Annotated in this window: 15 protein-coding genes; 12 read left to right on the forward strand and 3 right to left on the reverse strand. The window is 28.6% G+C overall.

From position 1 onward, the window contains the following. The first annotated feature begins 343 nt into the window (after positions 1-343). The 3 genes from nrdF to nrdE are packed head-to-tail and all read left to right on the forward strand — an operon-like array spanning position 344 to position 4,009. On the forward strand, positions 344-1,390 hold the full coding sequence (gene nrdF / locus MDIS_RS00685; protein WP_084217519.1) for a class 1b ribonucleoside-diphosphate reductase subunit beta: 1,047 nt from the start codon (positions 344-346) through the stop codon (positions 1,388-1,390). Then, entirely contained in the window at positions 1,391-1,846 is a 456-nt protein-coding gene (nrdI, locus tag MDIS_RS00690; RefSeq protein ID WP_044635207.1) for a class Ib ribonucleoside-diphosphate reductase assembly flavoprotein NrdI, read from the forward strand. Beyond that, positions 1,847-4,009 carry a class 1b ribonucleoside-diphosphate reductase subunit alpha gene (nrdE, locus tag MDIS_RS00695; protein ID WP_044635208.1) on the forward strand — a complete coding sequence of 721 codons (2,163 nt, stop codon included), beginning with the start codon at positions 1,847-1,849 and terminating at the stop codon, positions 4,007-4,009. A gap of 30 nt (positions 4,010-4,039) precedes the next feature. On the opposite strand, the gene MDIS_RS04325 is transcribed toward nrdE, so the two are convergent. After that, the gene (locus tag MDIS_RS04325) at positions 4,040-4,945 is read right to left on the reverse strand and encodes a hypothetical protein (RefSeq protein WP_232034182.1); all 906 of its coding nucleotides are present in this window, start codon (positions 4,943-4,945) and stop codon (positions 4,040-4,042) included. A gap of 664 nt (positions 4,946-5,609) precedes the next feature. Between MDIS_RS04325 and MDIS_RS04330 the strand changes: the two genes are divergently transcribed. The 3 genes from MDIS_RS04330 to MDIS_RS00715 all read left to right on the forward strand — a co-directional run bounded on the left by MDIS_RS04330 (position 5,610) and on the right by MDIS_RS00715 (position 7,616). Continuing rightward, a complete protein-coding gene (locus MDIS_RS04330; RefSeq protein WP_232034183.1) occupies positions 5,610-6,086 on the forward strand; it encodes a hypothetical protein in 477 nt (158 codons plus the stop codon). Positions 6,087-6,473: 387 nt separating this feature from the next. After that, positions 6,474-6,803 carry a hypothetical protein gene (locus MDIS_RS04155; protein WP_129640133.1) on the forward strand — a complete coding sequence of 110 codons (330 nt, stop codon included), beginning with the start codon at positions 6,474-6,476 and terminating at the stop codon, positions 6,801-6,803. A 300-nt stretch (positions 6,804-7,103) separates the two neighbouring features. After that, a complete protein-coding gene (locus MDIS_RS00715; RefSeq protein ID WP_052506195.1) occupies positions 7,104-7,616 on the forward strand; it encodes a hypothetical protein in 513 nt (170 codons plus the stop codon). 204 nt (positions 7,617-7,820) lie between these two features. Here the strand turns inward: MDIS_RS00715 and MDIS_RS00720 are convergent, their stop codons facing one another. Both MDIS_RS00720 and glyA read right to left on the reverse strand, forming a co-directional pair. Further along, positions 7,821-9,692 carry an SGNH/GDSL hydrolase family protein gene (locus MDIS_RS00720; RefSeq protein WP_052506196.1) on the reverse strand — a complete coding sequence of 624 codons (1,872 nt, stop codon included), beginning with the start codon at positions 9,690-9,692 and terminating at the stop codon, positions 7,821-7,823. A 174-nt stretch (positions 9,693-9,866) separates the two neighbouring features. Then, entirely contained in the window at positions 9,867-11,123 is a 1,257-nt protein-coding gene (glyA, locus tag MDIS_RS00725; protein WP_044635742.1) for a serine hydroxymethyltransferase, read from the reverse strand. 174 nt (positions 11,124-11,297) lie between these two features. Here glyA and secDF point away from each other — a divergent pair, with 174 nt between their 5' ends. From secDF to mutM, 6 genes are all read left to right on the forward strand, one after another. Then, complete coding sequence (gene secDF / locus MDIS_RS00730; protein WP_044635211.1) at positions 11,298-13,892, forward strand: protein translocase subunit SecDF; 2,595 nt, start codon at positions 11,298-11,300, stop codon at positions 13,890-13,892. A gap of 90 nt (positions 13,893-13,982) precedes the next feature. After that, positions 13,983-15,269, forward strand: coding sequence for a histidine--tRNA ligase (gene hisS, locus MDIS_RS00735; protein ID WP_044635212.1), 1,287 nt, complete (start codon positions 13,983-13,985; stop codon positions 15,267-15,269). Next, positions 15,262-16,971 (forward strand): aspartate--tRNA ligase, encoded by a 1,710-nt coding sequence (gene aspS, locus MDIS_RS00740; RefSeq protein ID WP_084217521.1) that lies wholly within the window; start codon positions 15,262-15,264, stop codon positions 16,969-16,971. Before hisS ends, aspS begins: the two co-directional genes overlap by 8 nt. Before the next feature lie 204 nt (positions 16,972-17,175). Next, positions 17,176-17,793: a 30S ribosomal protein S4 gene (gene rpsD, locus MDIS_RS00745; RefSeq protein ID WP_044635214.1), complete on the forward strand. Its 618-nt coding sequence runs from the start codon at positions 17,176-17,178 to the stop codon at positions 17,791-17,793. A 388-nt stretch (positions 17,794-18,181) separates the two neighbouring features. Continuing rightward, positions 18,182-18,616, forward strand: coding sequence for a ribose 5-phosphate isomerase B (gene rpiB, locus MDIS_RS00750; RefSeq protein ID WP_044635215.1), 435 nt, complete (start codon positions 18,182-18,184; stop codon positions 18,614-18,616). After that, entirely contained in the window at positions 18,616-19,440 is an 825-nt protein-coding gene (gene mutM, locus MDIS_RS00755; RefSeq protein ID WP_044635216.1) for a DNA-formamidopyrimidine glycosylase, read from the forward strand. Before rpiB ends, mutM begins: the two co-directional genes overlap by 1 nt. The last annotated feature ends 12 nt before the right edge of the window (positions 19,441-19,452 follow it).

Raw genomic sequence — 19,452 nt, forward strand, 5'->3', positions numbered from 1 at the left:
GATTTTCTGATAGTTTCAGCAATGATTTTGTTTTTAATACTTTTTAAAAATAAATAAACTTTATTTCAAAAAATAGAAAAAATTTATACTAAAATTCCAATTATCAACTAACTAATTTTTAGTAATTTTTTTAAAAAAATCTATAAATTCATAGACTTTTTTAAAAAGGAGAGTTTCTTTAATTTTTTTAATTTTTCAGAAATTAAAAAAATTAAAGAAAGATTTTTACTTTTTGGTAAAATTAAATCCCATTAAAATTATTATACCTGTGTACACATTTTATAATAATTTGGATGTGTGACTTTATTATAAATTATAAAATAATTACCAAGAGAAAATAGTTATGAATAAGATAGACGAAAATACTAAATTAAAAGTAAAAAACGACTACTATAACCAATCAGTTTCGCCACTCGAATATGCTCTTAATAATTTTTCTGGAAAAATGAGATCTGTAAATTGAAACATCATTAACGATCCTAAAGATCTTGAAGTTTGAACTAGAGTTGTGCAAAATTTTTGAATTCCCGAAAAAATTCCACTATCAAATGACCTTGAATCTTGAAGAACTTTATCACCGATTTGAAAACAAGTTATTACAAGAACTTTCACTGGTCTAACTTTACTTGATACAATTCAGGCGACAATCGGCGATGTTGCCCAAATAAATCACTCGTTAACTGATCATGAGCAAGTAATTTATACAAATTTTGCATTTATGGTTGGGGTTCATGCTCGTTCTTATGGATCGATTTTTTCAACACTTTGTTCAAGCGAAGAAATTGAAGAAGCACATAATTGAGTAATAAATAATGAAAAATTACAAAAAAGAGCAAGAATTCTTATCCCTTTTTATGTTGGTTCAGATCCTTTAAAATCAAAAGTAGCCGCTGCACTAATGCCAGGTTTTTTACTTTATGGCGGCTTTTATCTCCCTTTTTACCTTGCGGCGCGCTCAAAACTTCCGAATACATCGGATATTATTCGTCTAATTTTACGTGATAAAGTTATTCATAATTATTATTCAGGTTATAAATTTCAAAAAAAAGTCGAAAAATTAAGCCCTGAAAAACAAGAAGAAATTAAAAAGTTCGTCTTTGATTTGCTTTACGAACTAATCGAACTTGAAAAAGATTACCTTTATGATTTATATTCCGAAGTTGGGCTTGCTGAATCAGCAATAAAATTTAGTGTTTATAATGCTGGAAAATTTTTGCAAAACCTTGGTTATGATTCGCCTTTTTCCAAAGAAGAAACTGAAATTGAACCTGAAATTTTCAGCCAATTATCTGCAAGAGCTGACGAAAATCACGACTTTTTTTCAGGAAATGGTTCTTCTTACGTTATGGCTCTCGCCGAAGAAACAGAAGATGAAGACTGGGAGTTTTAAATGGTAAATGATGAAAAAAACGATAAATCAACCGTTGTTTTAAAACCAAAAGGAGAAATTTTTGTTGTTTATTTCTCTTCAATTTCCAATAACACTCACCGTTTTGTTGAAAAGTTAAACTTCAAAAAAGCACGAATTCCTGTTGAAATTGATGAGAATTTAACGGTGAATAACGATTATGTACTTTTTTGTCCAACTTATAGTGGTGGAAACGGTTTAACTAGTGGCGCTGTCCCTAAACAAGTGATAAAATTTTTAAACAATGAACAAAACCGTAGTTTTTGCAAGGCGGTAATTGCATCTGGGAACACTAATTTTGGCGATACTTACGCGCTTGCTGGTTCGATTATATCAAAAAAATTAAATGTTCCGTTTTTATATAGTTTTGAATTATTAGGAACAAATGAAGATGTTATTAAAGTTAGAGAAATATTAAAAAATTTTTGAGGAAGTTAAATGAATAAAAATGATTCAAAATTAACTTTTAGTTCAAGTCAACCAGAAAGTTATATTAGTTTAAATGCAAATGCGAAACTTTTTGCAAAACATCCTGATTCCTATAAATTCGACCTTTTAGCAGCGAAAAAATATATCGAAGAAGAAATTAGTCCTAAATTTAAAATTTTTAATTCATTTAAAGAAAGAATTGACTTTTTAATTAGTCAAAACTATTATGATCCAAAAGTTATTAGCCAATATTCATTTGAAGAACTTGAAAAATTAAACGAAAAAGCTTGAAGTTTTAACCATTTTTTTTCATCTTTTATGGGTGCTTTTAAATTTTATTCAACTTATGGACTTAAATCTAACGATAATTCAACTTATTTTGAACATTTTCCCGACCGTGTTTTACTAAATAGTTTGTTTTTAGGTAAAGGAAATTACCAAAAAGCTGAAAAAATTCTTGAACAAATTATGCTAGGAAGATTCCAACCAGCAACGCCGACATTTTTAAATGCAGGAAAATTAAAAAGAGGAGAATTTGTTTCTTGCTATTTAATTCGTGTCGAAGATAATATGGAATCAATTTCGCGTGCAATTACGACATCTTTGCAACTTTCCAAACGTGGCGGTGGAGTAAGTGTTCTTTTAACAAATTTGCGCGAACAAGGAGCGCCAATTAAAGACATTCAAAATCAGGCAACTGGTGTTATCCCAGTGATGAAAATTCTCGAAGATTCATTTTCATATGCAAACCAATTAGGGCAACGCCAAGGCGCAGGCGCTGTTTATTTAAACGTTCATCATCCTGATATTCTTGCATTTTTAGATACAAAAAGGGAAAATGCCGATGAAAAAATAAGGATAAAATCACTCTCACTTGGAGTAGTAATTCCGAATATTACTTTTGAATTAGCAAAAAATAACGAAGAAATGGCACTTTTTTCAGTCTATGATGTTGAAAAAGTCTACCAGAAAGCCTTTAGTGACATTTCAATTACTGAAAAATACTATGAAATGCTTGCTAATCCAAAAATTAAAAAAACCTTTATTTCAGCGAGAAAACTATTTAAAATTATTGCCGAATTACATTTTGAAAGCGGTTATCCTTACATTTTATTCGAAGATACTGTAAATAAAGAAAACGCACATCCAGACCGTGTTGTAATGTCAAATTTATGTAGCGAAATCACTCAACCTTCAACTCCAAGTTCTTATTTCCCTGACCTTAGTTTTAATGAAACAGGACAAGATATTTGTTGCAATTTAGGTTCGCTAAATATTGACAAAGCAATGGAATCAGGGCAGAATTTTCAAGAAATGGTTTATTATGCCGTTGTTTCCCTTGATGTAGTTTCGCGAAATTCTGATCTTTCAGTTGCCCCTTCAATTGAAAAAGGTAATAATTTAAACCACGCAATTGGCTTAGGAGCAATGAATTTACACGGTTTTTTAGCAAAAAATCAAATAATGTATGACTCTGAAGAAGCGCTAGATTTTACTAACATTTTTTTCTACACGCTTGCTTTTTCTGCATTCAAAGCATCAGCAAAACTTGCCCTTGATTATGGTGTTTTTTCTGGATTTGAAAAAACCAAATTTGCAACTGGTGAGTATTTTGATAAATACACAAAAGTAGAAAATGATACTTTTACCCCAAAAACATCGAAAATTAAAGAACTTTTTAGAAAATATCAAGTTAGCATTCCAACTCAACAAGACTGAATTGAACTTGTAAGTCAAATTAAAAAAACTGGAATTGCAAATTCACATCTAATGGCTGTTGCCCCAACAGGTTCAATTTCTTATCTTACTTCTTGCACCCCTTCACTTCAACCAGTTGTTGCTCCAGTTGAAGTAAGAAAAGAAGGAAAATTAGGAAGAATTTATGTCCCTTCTTACAAGTTAAGTCATAAAACATACGAATTTTATGAAAATGGTGCTTATGAATTAGGGCCTATTCCAATTATTAACATCGTCGCTGAAGCTCAAAAACATGTTGATCAAGCAATTTCGATGACTTTATTTATGACCGACAAAGCGACAACAAGAGATCTAAATCGTGCTTATATTTATGCTTTTAAAAAAGGATGTAAATCGATTTACTACGTACGAATTCGCCAAGATGTACTTGAAAATTCCGAAAATTATGAAACTTGTCAATCTTGTTTAATTTAAAAAAGTACTATAAATTAGGCAATCTTTTGTTTAGATAAAGGTTAACAGTACAACTATTTTATATAAAGTGTTAAGTAAAAATTCTTGATTTTCGTTAGAATAAATTAAAATTTCATAGTTATCTAAATTTTCATTAATTTTGTATTTTAGTGATACAATTTTTAAAATTTTTATAAAGGGAAATTTTTTGCTAATTTCAATAGTTTCTGTATTTCAATTTGGGGAAATTTTTGCATTAAAAATTATATTTTGTCTATTTATCATCTGGAAATTATCAAAGAAAAAATTGACATTTTTCAAGTAGATTTCATTTGATGATAATACATTTTTAGACCCATTTAGCGAGTTAATTTTGTTAATGATATTATACTTACTTTTCAAAATATAATCGTTTATAGTCGTCAAATTGTTGAATAAATTCCTAGAATATTTGTTTAAGCAGAAAAGCGATTTTATTTTTCTAGACAAAAATTTATTACCTTCTAATGAATTTACCAATTCAAATTTGTATTCATTTTTAGAAAATCAGATTAGTTCGACATTATTTTTTAGAAAAAAATCGAAAATAAAACTATTAATAATAATATTTAGCAAATTTTTCTTAATAAATTTTTTAGTATTCTGAAATAGTAATTTATTTTTTAAAAGAATTTTTACATCTTCTAAAGTTACGATGATTTTTTGAAAATTTAGATTATCTGAACCTAAAAAATTATTGGACAAAACCACGGAAACTTGAAATATTTTAACCAAAATAGCATATTCAGGTTTTACAAAATAAAGGTTTTTTCTAATTTTTTTATAAATATTGGATTTTAAAAATTTTGCCAAAATTATTTCGACACTTATATCTAAATTTTTAAATTCGAGTTTTTGAAAAAATGGTGTACTTAATTTCAGATCTAAATTTTTGTTTTCATTGAATTCAATCTTCAATTTTTGATTTAAAAACCTTAAGCTTCTTATGTTTTTAGAAAAAATTATCAAATCTAAATCGTTAGGTTTTCTTCTTAATAGACGTAAGAATTAAGAACAAAACTTCCTTGCACAACTTTGACTAAATTATCATCTTTATTTTGAACTATTTTAATATTATCTAAGTTAGTTTTCATTTTTTTACCTTCTAGAAAACACATTTTTTTTTTTTTTTTGAAATTTATTCACAAAAAAAAAAAAAAAAACAAAAAAACTTAAAATAATTATCGTATAATTATGAATATAATTATAACTACTGGAGGTAATAAAAATGAAAAATTTAGAACTTATTAATCTTTTAAGTTTGGGTAATGTTGTTATTGCACAACTTTAGGAGAACCCTGAAGTCAAACTTAAAAATTTTATTTCTAAAGTTGAATCTAACATTTTAGATAAAATTCAAGACGAAGAAACAAAAAATTTATTAATAAAAGAGTTTGGGAATTCATTAGATTCACTAGATTCATTTACTTATAAACAATTTAACTATATTTTTAGAGCTAGAGTCTTTGACAATCAAGATCAAAAAAACGCCACTTCTCAAAAACTTCGAGCAAATAGCGAAATCTACAAAAAATTTCAAGAACAAAAAAGTAAAAACTCTCGTAGAAGAGGAAAAAGAAGTTTGTTCACTGAATATCAAAGATTAACAATTGAGGATTGAATTGACCGAATTCAAAGAACTATTGATGATAATAAATCAGAATCTAGACAAGCAAGAAGTGATAGCACCGCACTTGGTATTGGAGGAGCAGCGACAGGTGTTACAGTTCTCGGACTTATTGGAGCCATTCCAACTGGCCCTATCGGATTATTAATAGCAATTTTTGGAGGGATAGCAACAGGAACTCAATTGGGTTTATCAATAGGATCGGTTGCGTTCAAATCTCCACATTATTGAAATAATGCTGAAAAAATAACACGAGAACTTGATAGTTTAAAAACTATTTTTCGGTCAATTAAGACTTCTAACAACAGTGATTTAGAAGAAGGATTCAAAGAAAAAATCAAAAAAATTATAACTAATATAAATAAATTATCAGGTAATATAATAAACTTTGATGATTTTGATGTCGAGGAAATACTCGAAAGAGGGTACTAATTTTATTTTATGAAAGCCGTGACACTTTTTTTTAACTTGCATTTTAATAAACCTTTCTTTGCAAGAGTATATTTAATGTCAGTATTTTTTTTATTTCTTCTCTCCGCATTTTCTATTACTATTTCTGTTTATGAACTAAATTATACAATATGAGATGTTTCATTATTAAATAAATGAAAAAAAATTATTACTTATACTTCAATATCAATAATTTTTATATTTCTTTTATACTTTTTAATAAAATACATAAGATTTATAAAAAAGTATAAAAAAGAAGCAACAAGTTTAACTAACCAGCAATTTGAAGAAAAATATAAGTGATTATTGAGTAAGTCGTTAGATAAATCAATATTTTTTTTGCTATTATCTGAGAAGGCTATTTTTGATATGGAAAATAACCTTGATAGAATTGAATTCAAAAGTGAAAAAAGAGATTTTTTATTCAAAGTTCATTATAAAACCTTTGTGCTGCATGCAGTTTTTATATTTATAACGTTGATTTCTTTACTAATACTAACGATAATTATTGAAATTTTCCAACTTAAATTGTTTTGATTTTCTATTTATCTTGGAATTTTTGTAATAAGTCAAATAATCATTGTTCTAACCCGTAGATTTTTGAATAAAATATCAGTTCAACTCATAAAAAACCCAGTTGAACTTGTGTATAATGATTATAAAGGAACGGTTGCAAGATTTTTTTTACCAAAAATATAAAATGTCAAATTCTAATTTTTAGTTTTTACTAACATATTTGAAATTTATTCCTAATTTAAAAAAATATTTGTTAAAATGAAATCAATTCTACTATTTTATAAGTTATTATTTTTTAAACCACTTTATGTTATCGCAACTTTTTTTCTATTTTTTATTTTTGTATTAAGCACATCTTTTCAATTATTATTCCCTGAACATATACTTATTTTAAGAATATTTGTTTTTGGTTCTATTTTTTTGCTTGTTTTTCTTAACTCTTCAAGATACATTTGATTTATTTCCAAATACAAAAAAGAGGTCTTGAATTTATCAAATGAAGAACTTAAAGAAAAGTATCCTCAACTTTTAAGAATTGAAAAAAATGTACCTCAAGTTACAAGAACAAGAAGTATTTTAACTTATGGTATTTGGTTAAGAAGTCAAATACCTTTAACTGCTTCCAAATTTAATGAACAAGATCTCGACTATGAAGAAAAACAAAAATTTTTATACAAAATTCATTTAAGATATTACATTGTTGAATCATTTTTAGTCGCTATTTGAATTGGATGCCTTACTTTATTTTACTATTTTATGTTTACAACAACATATTCAGTTGCTATAACAAGAGATAATAATTTATCTGTTATTCCTGATATTACATATTCAATGATAGCTAGTATTATATTTTTTAGTATTGGTCTTGCCGCCGGAGTATGAATAGGTCAATCAAATCTCAAATTAATGCAAATTTCTAATAATCTTTTAACTGTTTCTGTTAAAGAATCTAAAAAATCCTATAAAAGTACACTTTTAAGATTCTATTTTCCTTAAAATCTATCAAATTTTAAATTTTTTAGAAAATCAAATCAAAAACAAAAATAAATTAACCCTTTTAAATCCAATTTTAACTAATTTGGGTTTTTCTTAAGTTAGTTTTTATGACATCTTTATAAAAACGATAGTTTTAAAAACTATCGTTTTTTAAATCATTTTCACAATAAAAAGCAAAAATTTGATCTCAATTTAGAATTAACGTTAACCGCCAAAACCTAGAAACGCGGATATTTTAATATGCGGGAATATTTTTGCAATTATTTTTGCAAACATATTATCAAATGTAATTTCTTTTTCTTTACCAGGCTCAGAAAGTTCTTGAAGAAGTTCTGCAATTCCATCTAGAAGTACTTTTAAAATGTCTTCATTAGGATTATTTAAATAAGGTTTTAATTCTTCTTTTGCTAATTTTAAACCTTCTTCGGTTGTGCTAGAAGCAATAGTTTTGAATAATTTATCAATTTTTTCAACGTTGACAAAAGCACTAAAAGATGAATTACCTAATAATTGCTTAACATTTATTTGACCTAAAATTTTTGAAGCAAAAATGTTAAGTAAAAATTTATCAACTGTTCTTTGATAAGGTTCGACATTTTTGTTTTGGTTTTTCTCAAATTCTGTTTCCTCATCAATAGAAGCAGATGTTTCCTTGTTGTCGTTTAATTTATCAATAAATTCCTGATTAGTTTTTGCAAATTGATCTATATCAATGACTCTTGAATAGGTTTTTTTGTCATTAGTAATATCATCGAATTGAGTTTTTTTACCAAAATCTGAAACAGTTGCATCTTGTTTTTCAGAATCTTGTACCAAAGCTAATTTTAAAAGAAGTTGATGCGCAATTTTTTTATACCCTTTTATGTTTGGGTGAAAATCAAATTTTGTTGCCGAATATTTGTTATCACCAACTTTTCAAACATTTTTATCGTAAACATCAACGTAATTAACTGAATTTTTAATCGCAACTTCGCGAATTACTGAATTTATTCTTTGAATAACTTCGTTAAAATATTCAACTTCAACTCCAAATTCATTGTGCAAAAGATTTTTTAAAATTTTGGTTAAAACTGAATTTGGAATATTATAACCAATTAAGTTTATTCGTAAATTTCTATTTATACTTTTTAATTCATTAATTAAGTTGCTAAGATTTTTTTCTAGTTCTTTAAAAACTTTATCAACTTCTCTTTTTAGATAGACAGATATAAGTTTTTTAAACTCTTCCTTTTTTTTCGGTTCGCTTGGTGTAAGGAAACCTTTAAGTAATTGAGAGAAATCACCACCTAAAAGTCCTAAAATGCCAGAATTAGGTTTATTTTCTTTAGTTGATGACGAATCATCAGTTGACTTGGAAGAGTCAGAATTCTCTTGATCTTTTTGATTATTAGTTGTGGAATTTTGCTTAGTTTTTTCTACTGATTTTTTATCTGTTGTATCAACATCAGGAACTAATTTTTTAAGTCTTTCGATAGCATCAGAATTTTGACCTGGCAAAACAAAAGAAGCAAGTTTAGCAGCAACGAAAAATATATCGTTTGCACCAAGAGTCATTGTTAAAAAATTAGCTTTTTTAATTTTTTCAATAAATTCTGGATAGGATGATTTATCAAATTTACCAAAAACTTTCTCAACATCACTTAAAGTTTCATTAGTCGAATACCCTGAAGCCAAACTGTTATCAGAAATTTTTCCATCTGGGTATTTTTGTGGATTTATTAAATGAAGTCAATTTTTTACTGTTGTTCCAGAAAAAGCCAAATTATCAAAGGAAACTAGTGAATCTTTTTTAAGTTTTTGCAAATAATATGCAAAAAAGGCTGGATATGATTGACCACTTACATTGCCATTTTGATCCATTTTACCTTGGAAATCTTGGTATGTATCCTGGTTAAATCCTGAAGTAACCGAATCACCAATTGCCAAATAATTAACTTTTGAAAGTAGTGAGAAATTTTCTTGAACTGAACAACCAGCAGCAACAAACGCTGAAAATGTTATAAAAGGCGCAAGTCCTAACGAAGTTGTTTCAAAAAACTTTTTTCAAAAAATGCGTTTTTTTGATTTAAACTTCATGTTCTTTCCTTTCATATTTCGATACAAAATATATTAATTATACCAAATTTACTGCAAAAAACAAGGGCAAATACCGATCAAAAACTAGAAAACTGCCAGATTTTATTTAATTATTTCATTTTTTATATTATAAAAAGGAAAAAACTGTGAAAATAAGTTAATTCTCTAAACTTTCTAAATTCAATAACTTCTTTTAATTGGAAAATCTTGTGCTAATTTTCCCACTTTTGCTTTAATTTCCTTAATTTCTAAAGAAGTTAATTCCTTTTTTTTAAGCACAAAATCAATTATTTCTACTATTTGGCTAAATTCGTTTTCCTTAAATCCGCGCGAAGTCATTGCTGGAGTGCCAAAACGAAGTCCTGATGTCACGAAAGGGCTGAGTGAATCGTTAGGGATTGTGTTTTTATTTGTAATAATATTAACTGATTCTAATAAAATTTGCGCCTGTTTACCGTTTAAATTATAGGAACTAAAAACATCAATAACAAAAAGGTGGTTTTCTGTTCCGTTTGATATAATTCTAACACCTTTTTTTGCAAATTCATTAGCAAAATGCTTGGCATTTTTTACAATTTGTGCAGAATATTCAACAAATCAAGGTTGTAAAGCTTCATTAAAAGCAACAGCTTTGGCAGCAATTGTATTAAAAAGCGGACCTCCTTGAAGCCCAGGAAAAACCACTTTATCAATTTTGGCAGCAATTTCTTCATCATCTGTTAAAATCAGCCCGCCTCTTGGACCCCGCAAAGTTTTTTGCGTTGTCGCTGTTATTATATGGGCAAATCCGACTGGTGAAGAATGAACTTTTGCGGCGATCAGACCAGCAATATGGGCAATATCGGCAAGTAAAAAAGCACCAACTTTATCAGCAATTTCACGAAAACGGGCAAAATCAATCGTGCCTGAATAAGCTGAATAACCGCAAATAATTAAATTAGGCTTTGTTTTTATAGCTATTTTTTCAATTTCATCATAATCAAGAAGTTCGTTTTCGTTTAAAGAATAACTAAGCCCTGAATAAAACATGCCTGAAAAATTAACTTTATAACCGTGAGTTAAATGTCCGCCCGATTTTAAATCAAGTCCAAGAATTTTATCACCTGGTTTTAAAAGCGCACCAAAAACAGCGGCATTTGCGCTTGATCCTGAATAAGGTTGCACATTTGCAAACTTAGTACCAAAAAGTTTTTTCGCTCTCTCAATTGCAATTTGCTCAATTTGATCAATAAATTGACATCCGCCATAATAACGTTTTCCTGGATATCCTTCTCCATATTTATTATTTGGACTTGTGCCATTCGCAATTAGAACGTCTTGAGAAGCATAATTTTCACTTGCGATTAGTTCGATTTGCTGATTTTGTCTTTTAGATTCTAAATTGATTAAATTGGTAATTTCTTTATCATTCAGTTTGACTCTTCTATACATTTTAGATAAATAATTATACACTAAAAAACTAAAAAAGAAAGAAAAATAAATTTTAGCGAACCAAATTAGCAGCATTATCGCCCTTTTGTAATCAGAAACTAATTTAAAGCCAGAGCAAAAAATTTTCTTATTTATTAAATTATGGTATAATTAAAAATTCTAGAAAGGGAAGGCATGAAATTTCGTACTTTTTTTGCAAAGTTGTTTTCGCTCAATAGTTGAAAACGTTTTTTTCTTGCTTTTTTGACTTTTTCGCTTCTTGGAAGTGGTATTTTTTTAGTTTCAAATTATTATATTTCTAGAAATATTAACCGTTCAATTGAATACGGTGGTGGCGCTGAAGTTTTAGTTCAAGTTAAAACTTTAGACGGAAAAATTCCGTCAGCAAAAGTTGTAAACGAAGCTGATGCAGCGATTTTTCAACGTTTAACTGGTGGCGCTAACCTAAACGGAACAAGTGTTTTTACCGAAGGTGAAGGTAGAATTAGAATTTCACGAAATAAAATTTCAAACAACCGTGAATTAGAAAATTTTATTCAAGAAATTGTTAACAAACCAGTTTTAACTATTACTGACACAAATACAAATCCGCTTTTTTTCGACGGAAAATTTGATAAAAATCTCACTTTAAAAAATGGCGATGAGACAAATTGAGTTGTTCCTTTTGCCCCAGGTTCTGCAGTTTCGCAACCGAATCCGCAAAATCCTGCAAGTAATCAAGTATTAATTGAATTAAAAGATAACAAAGCGCAACTTGAGTGATCAAAAGCAACTGAATATATTTCAAAATTAGGTCGCGGTAGAAACCGAATTTTAATTTGGTCAAATATTGCCGAACTAAAAAAGATGGCAAAGGAAAAATTTCCAAAAGAATGAGCAAAAGCTAATGAAAATATTTACAATTTTGTTCATGTTGGTGAAAGAACTACTCCTCAATTTTTGCCAGGAAATAAAATTTTGCGACCTGAACTTAAAAAATTTCAATTTGATGCTAAAAGGTATTTAATTTCTGATGCTACCGTCACCCAAGCGCTAAACGGAAAATCATTCGTGATTACAGGAAGATTTAGTCCACAAGAAGCAAAACAATTAGCACTTGATATTAATTACGGAACCGCTGATTATAAATTAGATTTTCTATCAGCATCTTTTGTTAGTAAAACAAAATCAGATTCAGCATTTATCGCTGGATGAGTCGCAATTGGCCTTGCAATTGCGATAATTTCTTTATTCTTAATCGTAAATTACGGACTTTTGGGTGCGCTGGCTACAATTTCACTTGCATTATATGTGTTTTTAACGCTTCTTTTTTTTACAATCGTTCGTGGAGAATATTCGCCAATCACGATTTCAGCTCTTGTTGTTGGAATTGGGATGAACATTGATGCAAACGTCATTAGTTTTGAGCTATTCAAGTCGCGAATTTATAACGGAAGCAGCGTCATGAAAGCAAATTATCAAGCTAATCGTTCTTCCTTTAACGCGATTTTAGACTCGAATATTACAACTTTAATTGCTGCGCTTGTTTTGTTCTTCTTTGGAACAAAAAACGTTAAAAGTTTTTCAATTACACTTATTTTTTCTATCATTTTCACATTAATTGTCACGATTGGTTTTACAAAATTTTTTACAAACTTTGTCTTAAAAACTAATTTCTTTCAAAATAATAAAAAACTTTGACTCTTAGGTATTAAAAATTACTATTTAAAAAAATACGAACGTGGTTACAATTCTATTTATTCGCGAATCGACTATGAAAAAATTTATAAATACTCAAGATGACTGCCGCTTGTTTTATTTTTAGGTTCGATAATTGTTTTTGCAATTTTTGCGGGAATTTACAAATCAGTTGGGGCTGGATTTAATTTAGCAATCGATTTTAGTGGCGGGACTAACTTGCTAATCGAAAGTTCGAATTCAAGTTATGATTTAATTACAAAAGAAAAAGCTGAAAAAATCATAGGTTTCTTAAACTCACAAGATATAAATAAATCAAATTCAACAATTTTACTAAATCCTTTAAATGAAAATGGAACTATTTTTAACATTGAAGTTAAAACAAAACTAGATTTATCAGCAAAACTTGCTTCACTAAATTCAACAATACAAAATAATTTTTCAAATATTCGAATGACAAATTATTCAATTTCCAACGAAGAAGCACAGAAATTAATTTTCAACGCGATTCTTTCTGTTGGAATTGCCCTTATTTTTGTAACTATTTTTACATTAATACGCTTTAAATGAACTTTTTCGCTTGCAATTATTTTTTCACTTCTTTTCAATGTTTTGATGGTTATTTGTGCAATCATTATCACCCGAATCCAGATATCACAAAATTTAGTCGTGGCAATTCTCACTTTAATTGGTTATACCGTAAATGATACAATTGTTGTTTTTGATCGGGTAAAAGCAAGATTTAACGAAATTAACCATAGCGACATTTATAAACTTGATAAAATTAAAGAAATTTCAACAAGCGCAATTAAAGAAACAGCAAAAAGATCTGTTTATACGTCATTAACAACAATTTTAACAATCGCAGTTTTAATGATTTTCTATCAATCAATCGATATTATTTTTAGTTTGACAATGCTAATCGGAATTATAATCGGAACTTATTCTTCTTTATTTATTGCAACACGAATTTGAGTTAAACTTGAATGATATCGTAATCGTAAAAAAGAAAAAAGAATTAATAGCAAATATTGAAATGTGCAAAAAATTTATGAGCAAACTTTTGCAAATATTAACGATTATGAAAAATAATCTAAATCACCATTTTTACCGAAAAACATCATAAAAATGGTGATTTTTTAATATTTTATTTTTTAGTGTCAATTTAAAATAAGGGAAAAAATGGAAAGAAAATTGAACTTATGCCCAAAAGGAACTTATGATCTTTTTGAAGAAAACGGCAGAATTTTCCTTAATGTTCGCAAAGTTTTTTTTGAATTAGCCGAAAAATTTAATTTTTCTTATATTGAAACGCCAATTTTCGAATATGCTACTATTTTTCAAACAACTAACGAAATTTCCGACATTGTTACAAAAGAATTATACAAATTCAACGACAAATCTAACCGCCAATTAGCATTAAGACCAGAGGGAACAGCGCCAATTATGCGTGCCGTTTCGCAGCATAAATTACACCAAAATGAAAAAAAACTTTTCTATTTTGGTCCGATGTTTCGTTATGAAAATCCACAAAAAGGCCGTTTTCGCCAATTTTACCAAGCAGGTTTTGAAATTATCAATTATAAAAACAACTCACTTGAATTTCAAATTCTTGAAATTATCATTCTAATTAGGGAAATTCTTAAAAATCTTGGGATAAATAACTACGAACTCAAAATCAATTTTCTTTCTAATTCGGAAACAAGAGCAAAATATACAAAAAATTTAAGTGAATATTTCCAAAAATTTACTGACAAACTTGAAGTAATTTCTAGGTCTAGAATTAAAAACAATCCGTTACGAATTCTTGATGACAAAATCGAATCAGAAAAAGACTTTGTTAAATTAGCGCCTAAAATAAACACTTTTTGATCAGATGAAGATCAAAATAAATTTTATTTAATAATTTCAACCCTTGACAAATTTAAAATTCCCTATACAATCGACTACAATTTGGTACGCGGACTTGATTATTATGATGATTTTGTCTTTGAATTTATTGATATTTCAAAAACTTTAGGAGCAAAATTAACTCTTGTCGGTGGTGGTTGTTATAACAATCTTCCTTTAAAATTTGGTCTTGATAATTTTAAAAGCATCGGTATGGCTTTCGGAATTGAGCGCTTAATCGAAATTATCAAGTCCAATTCAAGATTAATTACAAAAAATCTTGACTTTTTTTTAATAGGGTTTAATCACAGCGAAATCCTTAAGAATTTTGAACTAGCGAACTTATTGCGAAAAGAAAATTTCAAAGTTGATCTAAATAAAGTTCCACTTTCAATTAACAAAGGTTTTCAAAAGGCAAAAAAATCAACTGCTAAATTTGCTTTTTTCTTCGAAAAAAACCAAAATGAAAATTATATTTCCCTTAAAAATTTGCAAACTGGAAAAAACAGCGAAATTTTACTTACAAAAATTGACTTTGAAGATCTAAAAAAAATCATAAATGGAGAAAAAAATGTATAATTCCAGAACTTTATCAAAATCAGAAATCGGTAAAACTGTTTCAATCCAAGGTTGAGTGCAAAATATTAGGAAAATTAAAGGTAAAACTTTTGTTGTAATCCGCGACTATTACGGAATTTTTCAAGTTGTCATCGATGAAAATTCAAAAACAGACAAGTTTTCCAAAGAATCTGTTGTTAAAGTTCAAGGTATTCTTGCTTTACGAATAAGTCCAAATCACAAAATCCATAACGGCGATCTTGAAATAATAGTTAAAAATTTAGAAACTATTTCTTTTGCCCAGCAAATTCCTTTTGAAATTAATAACGAACTTTTTGTAAACGAAGATTTAAGACTTCAGTTTCGCTATTTGGATTTGCGACGCGAAACGATGAAAGAAAATTTAATTTTTCGCTACAAAATTTTCCACCACATCCGTTGCTTTTTATATGAAAATAATTTCATTGAAATTGAAACACCAATTTTGTCAAAGTCAACCCCAGAAGGTGCAAGGTCATTTTTAGTGCCAACTCGTCAAAAAGGGAAATTTTTTGCCTTGCCACAATCACCACAAATTTATAAGCAACTTTTAATGGTTTCAGGTTTTGAAAAATACTTTCAATTTGCACGTGTTTTCCGTGATGAAGATTTACGAAGAGATCGACAATTCGAATTTTCACAACTTGACCTAGAATTTGGTTTTGGCAATTTTGATCTAATTTCGCAACAAATCGAAAATTTAATAAGAAATTTATGAGCAAAAACCTTCCCTGATTTAACTATTGATTTCCCAAAACTTGACTATTGAGAAGTAATTAAACAATACGGAACTGACAAACCTGATCTTCGTTTTGCAAACAAACTATTTGATTTAGATTTCCTAGATAATTCTAGCCCACTTTTCCAAGGGAAAACTCGTGGAATTTTCCTTGAAAAAGTCCTAATTACAAAAGCTGATTACCGAATTTTTGTTGAAAAAATTCAACAAAACAAAGCGAATAAACTTTTATATACACACATTTTTGATAGTAAAATTTCCTATTCATCTTTTAAAGTAGAACAAAATCCTTTAATGAAAAGCAAAATTGAAAACTGACTTTTAGAAAATAATTACCAAAACGGAACGCTTTTTCTAATTTCCGATGAATACCAAAATTGTTCACAAGCACTTGGAGCACTCAGAACTTTACTAGCAACCAAATACAATTTAATTAACACGAATGAATTTAGGTTTGCCTGAATTATTAACTGGCCACTTTTTGAATTAGACGCTGAATCAAAGCTTACATCAGCACATCATCCTTTCACCGCACCAACAGATGAAAGCAAACATTTTTTAGACAATGAACCTCTAAAAACACAAGCACAAGCTTATGACTTAGTTCTTAACGGTTTTGAACTAGGATCAGGTTCGATTAGAATCCACAACTCAGAATTACAAAGCAAAATCTTTCAAATTCTAGGATTAAAGCAAGAGCAAATTAACCTTGAATTTGGTGCGCTTTTGCGCGCTTTTAATTACGGAGTTCCCCCTCATGGCGGCTTTGCTTTTGGACTTGACCGTTTAATAATGATTCTAAAAAACACTGAATCAATTCGTGATGTAATTGCTTTTCCTGTCAATTCTAAAGGTTTGGATTTATTACTTGATTCGCCAACAGAAATTAGTCCTAAAATCCTTTCGGAATTCGATTTGCAAATGGTTGAAAAAAACGAAAATTAATTTGGAAAAATTAAGCTAATGTGGTAAAATTTAAAAGCATTTTTAAATTAACAGCATTAGATAATTTTAGAAAAAATTCAAAATTTGCAAAGATTTGCGAGTAATTAGCTGTGAATGAAAGCATTAGATTTTGAATTAATTTAAAGGTTATCTAGTTTTCTCTTTTTAGTCTAAAAATGCAAATTCAAAGTTAAAAGGAGAAAAATGTCACGTTATACAGGTTCTGTTTTCAAAAAATCACGTCGTCTTGGTTTTTCTATTCTCGAAACTGGAAAAGAATTTGCCAAAGGTAAACAAAGAAGATACGCTCCAGGAATACACGGTCAAAGACGGGCAAAACTTTCTGACTATGGAGTTCACCTTCGTGAAAAACAAAAAGTTCGTTTTATGTACGGACTTACTGAAAAACAGTTTCGTAATACTTACCGAAAAGCAGTTAAAAAAACTGGAATTGCTGGAACTTTATTTTTACAAGCACTAGAATCACGTCTTGATAATTCAGTTTACCGTGCCGGTTTTGCCGAAACTCGCCGCCAAGCACGCCAATTAGTAAACCACGGTCATTTTTTGGTTAACAACAAAAAAGTAAATATCCCTTCATTTCAATTAAAACAAGGTGATACTTTCGAACTCACAACTCGAAAAGAAGGAAAAATACGTAAAAATCAGCAAATTTTGACTGCTCTTGAAACAAAAACTCCCGCACCTTGACTTGAAGTTGATAAAAATAATTTCAAAGTTGTCTTCAATCGGCTACCTGAACGTTCTGAATTGAATCAAGAAATTAAAGAATCCTTAATCGTTGAGTTTTATAGTAAATAATTAATTTGCCAATTTCAGTACAAAAATTTTCAAAAAAGCCAAAAATTCTTAATTTTTTGGCTTTTTTAATATAATAAAATATTTATTACACTATATAATATAATTAAAAAAATACTTTAAAAAGTTAAAAATCTCTGTTTTAAGATAAAAAAAGAATTAGTTCTTTCTTATTTGGTGCACAATGATTTTTTTTTTTTTAGTAAATTTTCAGTAATAAATGTTTTAATTCCGCCACTTTTTTAAGCTAGTGTGATTATTTACCCCTTTTATTTATTGCTAGAAATAATAGCAAAAATTATTCGCCAAGGTTAAAATAACATAAAATCGTGGTAAAATGTTATTTTTTAACAAAAAATGCTATAATTTATGGTTAGTTTTAGGAGAAAAAATGGCTAAAAAATTTGCAATCGCATCAGACCATGCTGGTTTCGAAAGAAAACAAGAAATTATTAGTTATTTAAAAAACCGTGGTTTTGAAGTTGTTGATCTCGGACCAAATAGTCAAGAATCAGTTTCATATGCTGTTTATGGTAAAAAATTAGCAAATTTTTTACTTGAAAATCAAGATCAAATTGGAATAGGAATATGCGGAACTGGGCTTGGAATGTCTTATGCGTTAAATCGCTTTAAAAACATCCGCGCAGCAAGAGTTACAAGCGAAAACGATGCTTATCTCGCAAAATTACACAATAATGCAAATGCTCTTGCGCTTTCAGCTCGCTTTAATTCAAAAGATGAATCAATTTCTTTTATTAATAAGTTTTTAGAAACCGAATACGAGGGTGGGCGTCACCAAGAAAGAATCGACGAACTTGATAAATAATGCCAGAATTGCCAGAAGTTGTAACCGTCGTAAATGCTTTAAAAAGTAAAATAATTGGCAAAAAAATTGCTGATGTTTTAGCTCGTGATTCTAATTTTATAAAGGAAATGAGTTTTTCTCAATTTCGTGAAGCACTAATAAATTCGACCATCATCGACATCCAAAACCGAGCCAAGCATATATTAATTTTTCTTGATAATCAAAAAGTTTTGCTTTCCCATTTGCGAATGAATGGAAAATATTTTACATACAAATTCGCACAATGGAAGAAATATGACTATATTTCCTTTGTTTTTTCCGATAAAACTGTTCTAAATTACAATGACAGCCGTAAATTTGGAACATTTATGATTCGCGATCGCGAAAATTTGTTTAAAACTAAACCGCTAATCGATTTAGCCCCTGAACCTTTTTCCATTAATATCGATGATTTTTACCAAAAAATCAAAAAATCAACTCGCTCAATCAAAGCAATTTTGCTAGATCAAAAAATAATTAGTGGACTAGGCAACATTTACGCTGATGAAGTTTGTTTTGCTGTAAAAATTTTTCCTGGAACAAAAGCAAGTTTAATCACCAAAGATCAGGCATCTTTAATTATTGAATATAGTAAAAAAATTTTACAAAAATCAATCGAACTAGGTGGTTCTAGCATAAGTTCTTACACATCTTTGAACGCAAAAAAGGGTGAATTTCAAAATTTTTTAAAGGTACACACAAAAAAGGATTTTCCTTGTTTTAATTGTAAAACTAAAATTTTAAAAACAGTTGTTGCTGGAAGGGGAACTTATTATTGCCCTGTTTGTCAAAACCAAAATAATTAAATTGCTGATTTA

This window comes from Mesomycoplasma dispar, assembly GCF_000941075.1.
Classification (GTDB): domain Bacteria; phylum Bacillota_I; class Bacilli_A; order Mycoplasmatales; family Metamycoplasmataceae; genus Mesomycoplasma; species Mesomycoplasma dispar.